11 protein-coding genes are annotated in these 14,100 nt (G+C 63.1%); 3 read left to right on the forward strand and 8 right to left on the reverse strand.

Translation table 11 applies throughout. The features are described from left to right. Window positions 1-145: 145 nt before the first annotated feature. From MWU77_RS21635 to MWU77_RS21650, 4 genes are read right to left on the reverse strand one after another with little or no spacing between them, the layout of a single operon-like run. Window positions 146-1,534, reverse strand: coding sequence for a hypothetical protein (locus MWU77_RS21635; RefSeq protein ID WP_247274731.1), 1,389 nt, complete (start codon window positions 1,532-1,534; stop codon window positions 146-148). Beyond that, the gene (locus tag MWU77_RS21640) at window positions 1,531-2,319 is read right to left on the reverse strand and encodes a hypothetical protein (RefSeq protein WP_247274732.1); all 789 of its coding nucleotides are present in this window, start codon (window positions 2,317-2,319) and stop codon (window positions 1,531-1,533) included. The genes MWU77_RS21635 and MWU77_RS21640 overlap by 4 nt, the downstream gene beginning before the upstream one ends. Beyond that, on the reverse strand, window positions 2,312-4,582 hold the full coding sequence (locus tag MWU77_RS21645; RefSeq protein ID WP_247274733.1) for a hypothetical protein: 2,271 nt from the start codon (window positions 4,580-4,582) through the stop codon (window positions 2,312-2,314). The genes MWU77_RS21640 and MWU77_RS21645 overlap by 8 nt, the downstream gene beginning before the upstream one ends. Then, window positions 4,579-4,908, reverse strand: a complete 330-nt coding sequence (locus MWU77_RS21650) for a hypothetical protein (RefSeq protein WP_247274734.1) — start codon at window positions 4,906-4,908, stop codon at window positions 4,579-4,581. Before MWU77_RS21650 ends, MWU77_RS21645 begins: the two co-directional genes overlap by 4 nt. A gap of 153 nt (window positions 4,909-5,061) precedes the next feature. On the opposite strand from MWU77_RS21650, the gene MWU77_RS21655 reads away from it, so the two are divergent. Both MWU77_RS21655 and MWU77_RS21660 read left to right on the forward strand, forming a co-directional pair. Next, on the forward strand, window positions 5,062-5,583 hold the full coding sequence (locus MWU77_RS21655; RefSeq protein ID WP_169690483.1) for a nitroreductase/quinone reductase family protein: 522 nt from the start codon (window positions 5,062-5,064) through the stop codon (window positions 5,581-5,583). A gap of 59 nt (window positions 5,584-5,642) precedes the next feature. Beyond that, complete coding sequence (locus MWU77_RS21660) at window positions 5,643-7,145, forward strand: YdiU family protein (protein WP_169690482.1); 1,503 nt, start codon at window positions 5,643-5,645, stop codon at window positions 7,143-7,145. A 29-nt stretch (window positions 7,146-7,174) separates the two neighbouring features. Here the strand turns inward: MWU77_RS21660 and MWU77_RS21665 are convergent, their stop codons facing one another. Together MWU77_RS21665 and MWU77_RS21670 are read right to left on the reverse strand one after the other, a co-directional pair. After that, window positions 7,175-7,672: a DUF4274 domain-containing protein gene (locus tag MWU77_RS21665; protein WP_247274735.1), complete on the reverse strand. Its 498-nt coding sequence runs from the start codon at window positions 7,670-7,672 to the stop codon at window positions 7,175-7,177. A 958-nt stretch (window positions 7,673-8,630) separates the two neighbouring features. Next, entirely contained in the window at window positions 8,631-10,220 is a 1,590-nt protein-coding gene (locus tag MWU77_RS21670) for an acyl-CoA synthetase (RefSeq protein WP_281499535.1), read from the reverse strand. A 140-nt stretch (window positions 10,221-10,360) separates the two neighbouring features. Here MWU77_RS21670 and MWU77_RS21675 point away from each other — a divergent pair, with 140 nt between their 5' ends. Further along, a complete protein-coding gene (locus tag MWU77_RS21675; protein ID WP_240960032.1) occupies window positions 10,361-11,950 on the forward strand; it encodes an ABC transporter substrate-binding protein in 1,590 nt (529 codons plus the stop codon). Between the two features lie 47 nt (window positions 11,951-11,997). Here the strand turns inward: MWU77_RS21675 and MWU77_RS21680 are convergent, their stop codons facing one another. Further along, entirely contained in the window at window positions 11,998-12,663 is a 666-nt protein-coding gene (locus tag MWU77_RS21680; protein WP_240960031.1) for a methyltransferase domain-containing protein, read from the reverse strand. 384 nt (window positions 12,664-13,047) lie between these two features. Next, the gene (locus MWU77_RS21685; protein WP_247274736.1) at window positions 13,048-14,001 is read right to left on the reverse strand and encodes a LysR family transcriptional regulator; all 954 of its coding nucleotides are present in this window, start codon (window positions 13,999-14,001) and stop codon (window positions 13,048-13,050) included. Between the last annotated feature and the right edge of the window lie 99 nt (window positions 14,002-14,100).

Consider the following 14,100-nt stretch of genomic DNA (forward strand, 5'->3'; position numbering starts at 1 on the left):
TGCGCCGGCGCGGGCCGTCGGAGCGCGGATGTGAGGGGTCCATGCGGGTATTCTCCCCGGCCGTGGCCAGGCTGGAAATCGTCATCGTCGGGTTGATCCGTATCTCGCCCTGCAGGCGGGGTTGCTGTGAAGCAGTGGACTCAACTCACCCTGACACGCAGGGTTTCTGTGCATATGCAGCTTGCTCGCGGGAATTTTGGTCGTCATAGCTGTCCTGAACCGCTATGGCGATGCCTTTATCGGTTAACGCGAGTAGTTGGCCGGCGTTGGCGAGGTGCTGACTCGAATGTGAAGCGTCCGGATCTGTCCCAAATCGGATCTGGGCTGAGATTGCCTCTTCCAGAGCATGTGATTGGAAATCCGTTCCGGATTCCGTGTCAGTCGACAACGCGGCGAACACGTTGGCAGATCCGCGGTAGCTTCGGGAACCCCCTGGGTCTGTCCACTCCTCGACGTCGAAGCCGGGCCGATCGGGTACTTCGACGTTCACGAGGCTCGGGATGTACGGCGTCATGCTGTGGGAAATGGTGCGCACCAGTTCGGGATTGACCTCACCGATCGAGTGGTGGTCGGTACCGGGAATGCTCGACATCTGCTGCCACGCCGCATCTGTGCTCATTGCCGATGCAACCGCCGACATGATCTGTCCGCTCCGTGTCGCCTCTGTCACATCGACGGGATCGTTCGGATCCTGGACGGCGCCTTCGAGTTCGCCGAAGTCGAACATCGGTTTCACTGCGGCTTCATCGGACCACGGGTGAGTCAGAATGTCTCGAACGAAATCTGAGCCTTTCGCGTCCGTGACCGCCTGCTCGACTGCGACCCGATCGTCCGAGACGGCTGCGAATATGTGGTCGAGGTATGGATCTCCCGGGGTGAAGCCGTCGACCTCGAAGATGGTCATTTGTCCTCGAGGGTCTTGATCGTGTGTGACTTGCGCATCCAGATACTCCCGGCCTGCAGCGAGGAGTTGCCTGTCGAGTGCACTGCCGTTGCGGTACTCACCGTCTCCTGCAGAGACGATCGACGCGATGGCGTGCGTGTCTTCGACGCCGAGGACGGTGGTCTGTCTGAGTGCAGTGCCGCCGAGCGCCTCCACGCCGAGCACAACCCGGTCCTGTCGCGACAGTGAGTCGCGGATGCCTTCGGGGAGGAGATCGAAGCTGCCCCGTGCAGGGACGTCCGGGTCGCCGCTGGTTGCGATGCTGATGGTGTCGGTCGAGAGGATATGCAGTGAGTTGGCCAGACCCGCTCGTGTCTCGTCCGGCAGGGTCGAGATCAGCTGCTGCAACTCGTGCGGGCTGAGCTCGTCGAGGGAGCGGGCGACGGTGTTGAGATATTCCATCTGTGAGGCCGGTATCGATGTGGGTTCGTCGGCGCGCAGGTCGGCGAGTTGTTCAGATGTGAGGGTTCCTGATTCGGCGATGCGGTGCAGGGTCTCGTCGACAGTGGGTCCGGCCGCGGGGTCAGCGGTGCAGCTGCTGAGGAGTGTGCTGAGTGTGACGGTGATTGTGAGGTGTCCGAGTCTGGTCATTGAGTTTCCGATGGTCCGATCCATTCCGGATATTGCGGCAAGCGGGGTTCTCCGGGAATCTCTCCAGCGGGTGAGAAAGTGTAGTTGCCTAGCACTTCGGACCCGGGATGCCGTTCGAGCCACCATTCGGTGCATGCGGGGTGGGCGATTGCTGTGGAGGCATCGCGTCCTCCTGTACGTAACTGGGTGATGTTCCAGGCACCGAACACATTCCAGTCGGGTACCCGGCGGGCGCGGGGGTCGGAGCCGTCGGGGTCGGTGTCGACAACTCCTGGGAGGCCGGCCGCGCCGCCGGTGTTTGTCAGCGCCACGATCCATGAGAATCCATGCTTGACACGGTGATCGGAAATGTATGGGTCGACTGTGACTGGTTCGTCGCAGACCTCTGCGATGATTGAGGTGGGCGTTTCAGTGATCTCGGCTATGTGATAGAGGTAGGTCAAGTCCGAGATCCATCCTCCTCGCGGGCGCCCACGTGCGACGGTGTCGGCAATCTCGTTGTAGTTCACGTGTTGATAGCCGATTGCATCGCTGTACCCGGGGAACGACTCGCTGACGGAGAAGAACGAGGCATGAATTCCGGCTTCGATTGATGCGCGGACAAGTTCCGCTCCGCGGCTGAATAGGTCGATATCAGGCTCTGCGGACCAAGAGTTGGTGAAGGGGAGAGGCGGATCTGCGGGAGGCTCGGAGGGCTCGGGTGCTCCTGGGTTCGGTGAGTTCGTGCAGCCGGGTGTCAGCAATACGAGGATTGAGAGCAGGCCCAGAACTCTTTTCTCAAACATGATTTCGTCTCACCAGACCGTAGGCATTGTTTATGGCGGATCCCTGCCCTTGCTGAGGGCCGTACAGATTGAATACTTCCCTCAATTCCCCCTCGCGTCGATTCGCATGATCGTCTGGAACTCGTGGCCCGAGTATTTCCGCGTAAGGCTTTATCGAGCCGTTCTCATCGACGATGTATGGGTACCTCAACGCAATTTCAGGGGGAAGTGCGTGCGCACCGGTCAGTGACAGATAGTAATGCCTCGTCAAGGCCGGATCGTTGATGTCGGCAATGTTTGCGTCGGCGGGTTGCGTGCCAATAATGATGTCCTTGAGAGGGTTTCCCCCTGCGGACACTAGATCGAAGAAAAGATCGGAGCCGGGTATCACGTGTCCGCCGACCCATGTCACGGCATTGTATGCGTCGGCTTTCCTGTCGTACAGCTCTTTTTCTCGAGCAGCTGTATCGTTGTGTTGGTCCTGGATGGCCAGTTCGATACCTCGATCTGTCAACCCGAGCAGACGACCGGCAGTCGTGAGGTGGTTTGTTGCCCCACTTTCGTAGGGGTTCTGACCGTACCGGAATTCGGCGGCAGTGGCCTCCTCCAGTGCACGGCTATTCAGACACTTCCCGGCCAGTTCGTCGGTGTTCAGGGCTGCAAACACGTTTGCAGAACCAAGGTAGGTTTCGTTCCCGATCGGATCCAGCCAGCCTTCATTATCGAACCCTGGGCGGTCGTCCAGCCCGATGTTGACGAGTCTAGGAATGTACGGCGTCATGCTGTGGGAAATGGTGCGCACCAGTTCGGGATTCACCTCGCCGATCGATTGGTGACCTGTGCCGGGGATGCTCGACAACTGCTGCCACGCAGCATCTGTGCTCATCGCCGACGCGACCGCCGACATGATCCGGCCGCTCCGGGTGGCTTCCGCGACATCGACGGGATCGTTCGGATCCTGGACGGCACCTTCGAGTTCGTCGAAGTGGAACATCGGCGCTGCGGCGGATTCATCGGACCACGAGTGGGTCAGGATGTCTCGTATGAAATCCGATCCATTCGCGTCCGTGACTGCGTGCTCGACGACAACGCGATCGTCGGAAACCGCTGCGAATATCGGGTCGAGGTACGGATCGCCCGGCAGGTGGCCGTCGACTTCGAAGATGGTCATATGGCGCTGGGGGCCTTGATCGTGTGTGACCTGTGCTTCGAGGTACTCGCGACCTGCGGCAAGGAGGTTCTTGTCGAGGTCGCTGCCGTGGCGGTAGTCGCCGTCTCCTGCAGCGACGATCGACGCGATGGCGTGAGTGTCCGGGACGCCGTGAAGGGTGGTCTGCCTGAGCGCGGTGCCTCCGACCGCTTCTACGCTGTGGACCACCCGGTCGTCCCGGGACAGTGAGTCGCGGATGCCTTCGGGGAGAAGGTCGAAGCTGCCTCGAGCGGGGACGTCAGGGTCTCCGCTGGTCGCGACGGTGACGGCGTCGGTCGAGATGATCTGCAACGAGTTGGCCAGACCCGCTCGTGCATCCTCCGGCAGCGTCGACATCAACTGCTCCAGTTCTTGTGGGCTGAGTGCGTCGAGCGAACGGGCCATGGTGTTGAGATATTCCATCTGAGAGGCCGGGATCGACGTGGTTTCACCGCCGTGCAGGTCGGCGAGTTGTTCGGGTGTGAGGGTTCCTGATTCGGCTATACGGTGCAGGGTTTCGGCGTCGGCATTGCCGGTCGTGAGGGCTGTGGCGTCGGCCACGGCCTGAGTGTCACCGAGCGCGGCTGCGGAGGTGAAGGCGATCCGCAAGCTGGTGCGGGCCTCTTCAAGACTGCGAGTCAGGTCGAGATCGGCCTGCTCGGCGAGTGAGGCATAACGCTGCAGATTGATCTGCAGCCCTACACGGAACGCCTCGCGGTCTGCGTCCTCTTCGGTGCGGGGGTCGATCACCTCGAGATTCTCGGTGATGGTGAAGCAGTTCTCCTGTGCGGTGGCGAGAGCGTCGCGTGCACCGTCGAGGTTGCCTTTGATCGCGTGGTACCCGGTGGTGATGCTTCCGGCTACGCGCTCGAGTGTGTCGACGATGGAGCGTGCTGTGGTGCGGTCGCTGTGGGCGCGTTCGAAGGCTGCTTCGGCGGCCACGCCTTCCCAGTACTGGCCGTCGACCTTCTCGACGTGGGCGACGTAGTCGTCGAAGAGCCTTTCGATGCTGGTTCCGAGGCTTCTCCAGCCGTCTCGCCAGGTGAGCAGTGATCCGGGAGTCCAGTTTTCGACCTGGGTTCTCGTCGGCGTCACGTGTCGCTGCTCGTGATCCAGGTGCCGGTGGCCGACAGATAGGTTGCGGCAAGCTGTTCGGCCGCGCTGTCGTCGGCGTTCCGGTACTGGGCTACGGTCTGGCGCATGACGTCGGCGGTTTCCTCGAACCGTTCGGTGACGGCAGCGACCAGTGCTGTGTCGAGTAGGTCGGTGGAGATGCTGATGACGGTCCGAAGCGACGACAGGCTCGTTGCCGGAGCGTCGATCCAGGGCTCGTGCGGTACGACCTTCAACGATTCGGCGCTTCGTGCGAGCTGGTCGAGCCGGCCCGACAGCTGCGAGAGTCGATCAAGATCAACTCTCAAGACATGATTCGGCATGTGTCCCCCCCTGACAGCGATGGAGCGTAGCAGAGCGGTCGGACCGACGGATCGCCCTGCGGCAGGGTGCAGGCCGGCCTGTCCGCGGCGGCCACGTTTAGGACGCTGATCGTCCTATATCCGCGACACACTCGCATAATGAGCGAAATCAATTCGACCACGGGACAGCCGAATCAGCCCGACATCACCGACTACGACGATCCCGATGCCCCATGGAATCAGGCTTGGGACCAGGACGGAAGCATCGCGAACTGGAATGATGATGTGATCAAGGAATTCCGCGAGAACTCGGGCAAGGTCGGCGGTGCTTACGCAGGTGGGGATCTCATCCTGCTCACCACCACGGGAGCCAAGAGCGGCAAGCGACACACGACTCCCTTGGGACCTCTGTACCGGGGCGACACGATGTTCGTCAGCTCGTTCATCGAGGACAAGTACCCGGCCTGGTGGTACAACATCAAAGCGAATCCTGAGGTCACCATCGAACTTAAGGACACCACCTACCAGGCGACCGGCAGGGCCCTCGAAGGCGCGGACTACGACGAGTTCGCGAGCTGGGTGCTGGCCAACAACCCGTTGCTGGCGGACTTTCAATCCAAGATCGACCGGCTCATGCCTCTGGTCGTGCTGACTCCCGAGGTGAGGTCCGAGGGCTCCTGAGAATCTCTGGCGGCGCTGCCTCCGGTTGTTGTGATTGCCCAGGTGACTACCCTCGAAGCATGGCTGCTATCCCGGATTCACCAGTAGACGCGAACACGGCGGCATTCGGCTTCGAGAGCACCTTCGTCGACGAATTGGGTGACCTCAGTGTGTCGTGGCAGGGCGCCGAGGTACCCGATCCGACGCTCCTCGTCCTCAACGACCAGCTCGCAACGCAGTTGCGGCTGGATGCAGGCGCACTGCGCAAAGACGAGGGGATCGCAGTGCTGTCCGGGGCCGCGACCCCGCCCGACGCGACACCGGTCGCGATGGCGTACGCGGGTCACCAGTTCGGCGGATACGCCCCGCTCCTCGGAGACGGGAGGGCGCTGCTGCTCGGCGAACTCGTGGACCGCGACGGCCGGCGGGTGGATCTGCATCTCAAAGGGTCGGGACCGACGCCCTTCTCCCGCGGCGGCGACGGGTTCGCGGTGGTAGGCCCGATGCTGCGCGAATATCTGGTCAGCGAGGCCATGTATGCCTTGGGTATCCCCACCACGCGTGCCCTGTCGGTGGTGGCGACGGGCCGCCCCGTCCACCGAAACGGTGCCGAGCCCGGTGCCGTGCTCGCCCGGGTCGCGGCCAGTCATCTGCGGGTGGGCATGTTCGAACTCGCGGTTCGGCAGGGCGAGATTCTGCAGACCCTTGCCGACTACGCGATCGCACGGCACTACCCGAACCTGATCGAACTGCCCGCGGAAGGAGAGGGGAATCGCTACCTGGCATTCCTCGAGGCAGTCGTCGACGCTCAGGCATCGCTGGTGGCACGATGGATGCACATCGGCTTCGTGCACGGCGTGATGAACACCGACAACACGACGATTTCGGGGGAGACGATCGACTACGGCCCGTGTGCCTTCCTCGATGCCTACGACCCATCTGCTGTGTTCAGCTCGATCGATCAGGGTGGCCGCTACGCGTTCGGCAACCAGCCCATCGTCCTGAAGTGGAATCTGGCGCGATTCGCCGAGACCCTGCTGACGCTTGTCGCCTCAACGCCGGACGATGCGATCACGGCAGCGACTGCGGTACTCGGGAGATTCGACGAACGCTACGAACATCACTTCGGGAACGGGATGGTCACCAAGCTCGGTCTGGCCGGGCATGTCACCGACCGGACGCTGATCGACGACCTGCTGACGGTGATGGCCGAGCACGGTATGGACTGGACCGGCACCTTCCGTGCTCTCGCAGATGAACTCCGCGGTAACTCGGCGCCCCTGGACGATCTTGTGTCACGCGAGCATATCGGCTCATGGCTGGATCGGTGGCACGTTGCACTCGGAACCCGCGACTATGCCGAGGCGGCGGACGCGATGGATCGCGTCAACCCGCTCTACATTCCACGCAACCACCAGGTGGATGCTGCACTGCGCGCGGCGACCGCCGGCGATCTCGCTCCGTTCGAGACACTGTTGGATGTGGTGACGCATCCCTTCGAACGCCGCGACGAGTGGGCGGTGTACACAACTCCGGCATCCAGTGAGTTCACCGAGAACTTCCGGACGTTCTGCGGCACCTGATCGATCCGATGTGCCGCCAGAAGCAGCAGTCAGGCGACGGCGACAGCCGGATGGAGGAACGCGTCGTCGTAGTCGCGTCGTGCGAGGGCCGTCTTCGCGGCCCGAAGCTTGCGTTGACGCTCCGTGAGGGTGGGATCATCGGTGCCGAAGAATCCTGTGTCGAACGAATTGCGGCCGAGTGGGAATCGGCCGTGGCGCAGCCCCTCGGTCAGGATTCGGCAGTACTCCTCGACGCGCGCTGCTTCCTCGGCGTCGTACGGTGCGTATGAGGCACCGAAATCGGTGGTATCGCTGCCGAGGTACTCCTTCGCGGCATCGTCGAGGTCCCAGAAGAGGCGCAGCGCCAGTGCCCGATCGCACCGCGGGTGACGGATGACGGCGAGCGGTATCTCGAAGCCCTCGTCCCAGTTGTAGTGGCTCATGAGCTCCCACAGTCGGAACTCGTCGGTGAGCGGCGCGACCCGATCGGCGAGGCTTCCGTGGTCGTCGGAGTCGTGGTTCAGAACCAGTTCGACGGAGGGGTGCATGCACTGTCCTTCGGGCGGTCTCCGGAGCGCATCGGGCGGAGAGTGGTCGAGTCGATTCGCGAGACTACCGAACCGAGAAAGCGGACGCCCTGCGGGCGACAATGCTCAACCGTACGGAGACCCTACGGGTCGCTGAGCTTGCCTTCGGCCCCTTCCCCAACGCTGCCCGGTCGCCATACCCCGATAGACCATCTCGGCCAACGCTTCTGGCCCCACGTCGGAGGTGACGTGTGGCTTACGTTGGACCCGGTCGTTCGTGTCGACCCTCACGAGCGGGTGCTCCACCGCNACGAAGGTACTGGCGCCCAGTCGGTTTCACGCACGGGAATGTCACCCCTGCGCGCAGCGTCGAAGCGCTGACGTCGGACTCTGGGAGGCGAGCGACGAATGCCCGACGTGCCGCGGCTACCGGACCGGCCCGCGCACACGTCGCAGCACAAACACCTCGGGGCCCCTCGACGGGTAGGTCGAGAGGCTCAAGAAGTCAGGACGTCAGCGAAGACCCCGGCGGGGTGAGAAGAAGAAAGTCGGTATCGAAGACCGAACCATGAGAAGCGCCCCCTGGGGGCGTGTGGATAGACTCCACCCTACGGTGCATGACAGGACCTCTTCTGTCGTGTGCCCAGACCCCGGTCGGTGTTGGTAGCACCCTCCGGGGTCGACCTGTTGTCAGGTTGGTTCGGGCATCGTCCCATGCGGTGGGGGAGACGTCAACTCGAATGCATGTTCGTGTCGTGATCGTCGGGCGCAGGGTGGATTGCTGCCTCGGTGCGGACGGCGAAACACTCATACCACCAACATCATCTGCAACCCACTCGCCCCGCAGAGTGCAGCACTCTCGTGCCTGACGGAACTGTGTTGGGCTTAGCGCACTGACCGAATCTGTTACCGCCAACTGAGCGCCGGCACGGCGGTATCGGTATGCAGCAGCAGGCAACCGAGGTTGGGTGGGCGAGTGTCAGTCCTGCACGAGCCGAGTGCGGGCGGTCGTGCTGTTTCTCCAATACTCCTCGCGAATGTGACGCTTGTAGAGCTTGCCGTTCGGATCGCGGGGCAACTCGTGCACGAAGTCGATGCTGCGTGGGCATTTGTAGGAGGCGAGCTCGCGGTGACAGTACGACAGGAGCTCGTCTGCAAGGGCGTCGCCGGCGGCATCGGGCTCGACCAATTGCACAACAGCCTTCACCGCTTCGCCCATCTCGTCGTCGGGAATGCCGATGACGGCCACATCGAGCACCGCGGGGTGCCCGATCAGAATGTTCTCGGTCTCCTGCGGGTAGATGTTCACCCCGCCTGAGATGATCATCAGAGCTTGTCGGTCGGTGAGGTAGAGATAGCCTTCGTCGTCGACATATCCCATGTCGCCGAGGGTGCGCCATCCGTTCGGGTGGGTCACTCCCGCGGTCTTGTCGGGGTCGTTGTGGTATTCGAAGGGGCGTCCGCCGTCGAAGTACACGACACCGACCTCGCCGACCGGAAGTTCCTCGCCGTCCTCACCGACGATATGGCACGTTTGCATCGGCCTGCCGACCGATCCCGGGTGTGCGAGCCACTCCTGCGACGAGATCTGGGTGGCTCCGACATCTTCGGTTCCGGAATAGTATTCGTGAATGATCGGCCCCATCCACTCGATCATCCGGTATTTCACCGACACCGGGCACGGTGCAGCGCCGTGTGTGACTTCCTGAAGTGACGACAGGTCGTATGCCGTGCGGTCCTCGTCGGACAGCTTGAGCATCCGCACGAACATCGTCGGCACGAACTGTGCGTAGGTGACGCGGTGGCGCTCGATGAGCTCGAGGCACCGGACCGGATCGAACCGTTCCATCACGACGACCGTGGCACCGAGTCGTTGCGCAGACATGCAGAAGACCAGGGGAGAGCCGTGGTACAGCGGGGCGGGCGACAGGTACACGCTGCCGGCGGTGATTCCTCGCGCGGCGATGCCCTGGGCGACCTGCGAGGTCGGTGAGGCAGGGTCGCCGAAGGGTGTGGCCGGAAGTGGTTTGCGAACACCTTTGGGACGCCCGGTGGTACCCGACGAGTACAGCATTTCGCGGCCTTCGATGCTGTCGTCGAGCGACAGCGGATCGTTGCTGTCGAGGATCGACGCGTAATCGTCGAAACCGGGCAGTGCGCCGTCGGTACACACGCGGACGCTGATGCTCGCCAGATCGATACCTTCGATGACGTCGGACATCGATACGGTCGTGATCAGGGCGGCCGAGCCGGAATCGTCGAGGATGTACTGGACCTCGGCCGATCGCAGGTGTCGATTGATCGCCGTGTAATACAACCCGGAACGCTGAGCAGCCCAAGCGACTTCGAGGAAGGCGTGCGAGTTCTCCATGAGGATGGCGATGTGGTCGCCGGTGGTGAGTCCCTGAGCGCGTAGATACGTGGCGAACCGCGCCGACCGATCGTCGAGTTCGCGATAGGTGACCACATCTCCTCTGCCCATGATGATGGCGGGCGCGTCCGGGGTGCGCAGGGCGTGGGCGGTAGGAGTCAGTGCGATCTCCGTCGGTTCGGCCGCGGCTGCTGTCATCAGTGCCTCCCAGGTTCGACATACGCATGAGAATGTGATTCTTATGTGTGAGAGTATCGTTTCGAACCGGTCTGGGCCAGCCCGGTTTCAGCCCTGAGCCGAACCGGCGCTCGTGCAGTCGCTCCAGTGAAGGAGTCCAGATGTCGAACCTCATCCGTCGCAGACCGGCGATCCGCCGCACGATGCTGATGCCGGTGCTCGTCGCGGTGATTGCCCTGGTGGTGGGAGCTTGTGGAGGCGGGGGAGCAGCGGGCAACGCCGACACCGATGCGGATGCCGGCGACCCGATCCTGGGTGGGACGGTCAGTGTCGTGCAGGGCGGTGAGCCCCGTTCGCTCGATCCGGCCACTCTCGTCAACGCGTGGGTATCGAACAGTCTCATCGGCAATACCCTTTACGGAACGCTACTGGTCAACGATCCCGAGACACTCGAAATCACCCCGGTGCTCGCCGAGTCGTTCGACACCGCCGACGGTGGCGCAACCTTCGAACTGGCACTGCGCGACGGCCTACGCTTCACCGACGGAACCGCCTACGATGCCGAAGCCGTCCGCTACAACTGGGAGCGGATGCGCGACGAAGCTTCCGGGTCACCATCTTTGATCCAGGCCTCGCAGATCGCCGCCCTCGAGGTGACCGACCCCCTGACGCTGCGGGTGACCTTGCAGTCACCCAACCCGCACTACGCCCAGTCCGTGGTGTGGAGCGGTCTGAACTGGATTGCCTCCCCGGCGGCGCTCGAGGCCGGACGGCAGGCGTTCGACGACCGCCCCGTCGGGGCCGGCCCGTTCACCATGGCCGAGTGGCGGCGACAGGACCGGATCATGCTGGAGCGCAACGTCGAATACGAGCCTGCACCCTACCTGGACGGCATCGAACTGGTCCACAACGGCGACACGAACCAACGCATCAACGCCGTGGTCTCCGGCCAAGCCGGTCTTGCTGTCGAGGGGAGCTGGGCGTCGCTCGGACGCGCCGAGGACGCAGGCCTTCGCACCCTCGTCGAACCCACGGGTGGCGGGCAGTTTCTGGCGCTGAACACGCGTCGTGCGCCGTTCGACGACGAACGCGCTCGACGGGCACTCGCGCTCGCCATCGATATCGACTCGCTGAACGAGGTGGTCTTCGCGGGCCGCGCCGATCTTCCGCGGACCTTGTTCGACGAGACTTCGCCGTTCTATGCAGACATTCCGATCCCTGCACACGATCCGGACGCAGCACAGAAGTTGTTCGACGAACTCGCCGCAGAGGGCAAGCCCGTGTCGTTCACCTTCCTGGCCTACACCTCGGTCGAGAACAAGGCCATCGCCGAGGCGGTCCAAGCGCAGCTCAGCGCGTTCGACGGCGTCGACGTCCGGGTGGAGGTCCTGGATTTCACCTCCGCTCTGCCACGGCTCAACACCTACGATTTCGATGTGGCGATCACGTCGGCGACGATCCTCGACCCCGACACCGCGCTATGGGCAAACTTCCACGGCGACTCTCCCGGAAACTTCACGGGTATCGATGACCCCGAGCTCAACGCTGCCATCGACGAAGGCCGGACAGCCGACCAGCTCGCCGACCGCGGTGCGGCCTACGCGACCGCGCAGCAGCGGATCGTCGATCTGAATCCCGCAGTCTGGTATATCCGCACCGCGCCTGCCGCCGTGGTCGGTGAGGGAGTGCACGGTGTGCAGATGTACGGGATGGGCTCGATCCGACCGGAGTTGTTGTGGACAACGGGATAGTTCGCGGTGTCACCGGGGCGGATTACGGAGCGCTTGATCCTGGCCAGTCATCGCTGCTCAACCGACGGCGCGGAGTCCCGTGAGCACACGAGCATCTCGTTGCCGCCGATCTGGAATTCGTAGTCGACGCTGCGGATCTCGGTGGTGATGCCATCGTCGGCGAGCCGGCCTCTCAAGACCTCGAGATTCGGGTATCTGCTCGATCCCATGCCGACGAGCGGGAAGATCCGTACCTCGGTCGCGGCGACGCGCATGAGCTCGCGCACGGCGCGGTGGTGGAACGACAGGTCGAGCCGGTCTTCGTAGCTGAACAGAAAATGGGAGCTGAGCACAAGATCGAAACGTTCGTCGGTGAACGACAGTCGAGGTAGCGCACCGGCGACGTAACGCTCAGGGTGCGCGCGGTGATGGTCTGCGAACCGATTTCCGGAGGCACTACGGGAGGACGAGTGATGCTCCGGATCGGTGAAGAAAGTCCACATGTACTCGTCCGAATGGGTGCGGCAGTAGTGGTTGCCACGTTCGGTGTCGCGCTGCCCGAGAGCAGTGAGCTCATCCGCTGTGTACTGCCCATACACAGGATCACATGCGGTGACGTCTCCACCGGCAGCGCACACCTCGGCGGTGAAACTGGCGGTGCCACCGGGACAATCGAGGATTCGACGACGCAGGTCGGCCGGGGAGAGAGCGAACATCGCGCTGTACTCCGTCATCGACCGGGAGGTCACCAAGATGTCGCCGATGACGTTCGGTGAGGCAGTGCTGGAGGTGGTTGATCGAGGGTCGCAAGGCATAGAAGGCACTCCATAGGATTGGGAGCCTGCCTGCGCGGACATCCGGCGTGGTGAACAGGGCCGAGCCGCCAGCGCAGGCGACTCGGGACACGCGCAAGCGTCACGGCCGCAGTAGCGGCCGCCACCAGTTACGCGCAGCGGACAACACCCCGACACAGTAGCGGACCCATCGGCCCGTGAATGCGGGTACCGTCGGCCTGTTCGACGACTGTCGCCATCCGCCTACCTTTCTCTTTCCTGCGTCAGTGGACAGGGAAGTATGGCGCACTCGACGCCGTCGGGGCACATGAATTTTTCGAGGTATCAGTCGCGGGGGAAATCTTGGGTCGTCAGATCCGGAGACGATGGCCGCACGGCGAGTCCTTGCGCGGTCGCCGCGTCGCGCACCGCGTCGATCACCAATTGCAGCGGTTGCCGATGCAGATCCGAGCCTCGATACGCTATGGAAATCGTCCGCATCAGCGGTTCGGCGAGTGCGACGACCTCGATACCCGGAGGACGCAGCGTCAGACCCAGATCGGAGACGAGGGTGACGCCCAGGCCTGCCGCGACCATCGCGAGCGCGGTCGCCTGCTCGCCGACCTCATGGTTGATCCGAGGCTCGAATCCGAAACGTTGGCAGGCCAGACGCACTGCGCGCCCGAAATGCGACCGGGGTCCGGCAAGGATCCAGGGGTGCTCTGCGAGATCTGTCAGCGTCATGGTCCTGGCCGAGACTGTGCCCTGAGGTAACGCGGCGTGCAGTCGCTCCACCGCGATCACCACCCTGGTCAGTTCCGGATCCCACGGCATCGGATAATCCGAGTAATCGATGACGAACGAGAAGTCCAGCGTGCCGTCCCGCACCGCGCCCGCGGTCTCCTCCGGTGCGAGTTCTTTCGTCCGCACCTCGATACCGGGGTAGTCGACGGCCAGCAACATGAGCGCATTCGGGAGCAGGCTCGACGCGACAGATGCCCAGACACCCCCCGTCAATCGAGCATTGACTCCGTCCTGCGTCCGCTCGAGGGCAGTGGTGGCGCGCTCCACCGACCGCATGATCTCCTCGGCATGCTCGGCAAGGATCAGACCCGCTTCGGTAAGCTGCACCCGTCGGCCGCGTCGCTCGAAAAGCTTTGCCCCGAACTCGCGTTCGAGCAGAGTGAGCTGCTGTGACACGGCGGATGTGGTGTAATGCAAGGCCTGCGCCGCAGCCGTCACCGTGCCTCGGCGATGCAATTCCCGAAGCATCCGCAACCGTCGCAGAGACAGCTCCATGTCGTCAGGGTAGGCCCTGTGTAGTAACCGTGAACGTAATCCTTCAGGTTTCGTAACTGGACGCCGGATCATCCGCGAAGGCACCCTGACGTTATCGGC

The sequence above is a fragment of the Rhodococcus sp. F64268 genome (assembly GCF_023015605.1).
Taxonomy (GTDB): Bacteria; Actinomycetota; Actinomycetes; order Mycobacteriales; family Mycobacteriaceae; genus Rhodococcus.

Coding starts and splice junctions, on each gene's coding strand:
- MWU77_RS21635 (WP_247274731.1), bottom strand. CDS start 1,534: ATGACCAGACTCGGACACCTCACAATCACCGTCACACTCAGCACACTC.
- MWU77_RS21640 (WP_247274732.1), bottom strand. CDS start 2,319: ATGTTTGAGAAAAGAGTTCTGGGCCTGCTCTCAATCCTCGTATTGCTG.
- MWU77_RS21655 (WP_169690483.1), top strand. CDS start 5,062: ATGAGCGAAATCAATTCGACCACGGGACAGCCGAATCAGCCCGACATC.
- MWU77_RS21660 (WP_169690482.1), top strand. CDS start 5,643: ATGGCTGCTATCCCGGATTCACCAGTAGACGCGAACACGGCGGCATTC.
- MWU77_RS21665 (WP_247274735.1), bottom strand. CDS start 7,672: ATGCACCCCTCCGTCGAACTGGTTCTGAACCACGACTCCGACGACCAC.
- MWU77_RS21670 (WP_281499535.1), bottom strand. CDS start 10,220: ATGACAGCAGCCGCGGCCGAACCGACGGAGATCGCACTGACTCCTACC.
- MWU77_RS21675 (WP_240960032.1), top strand. CDS start 10,361: ATGTCGAACCTCATCCGTCGCAGACCGGCGATCCGCCGCACGATGCTG.
- MWU77_RS21680 (WP_240960031.1), bottom strand. CDS start 12,663: ATGACGGAGTACAGCGCGATGTTCGCTCTCTCCCCGGCCGACCTGCGT.
- MWU77_RS21685 (WP_247274736.1), bottom strand. CDS start 14,001: ATGGAGCTGTCTCTGCGACGGTTGCGGATGCTTCGGGAATTGCATCGC.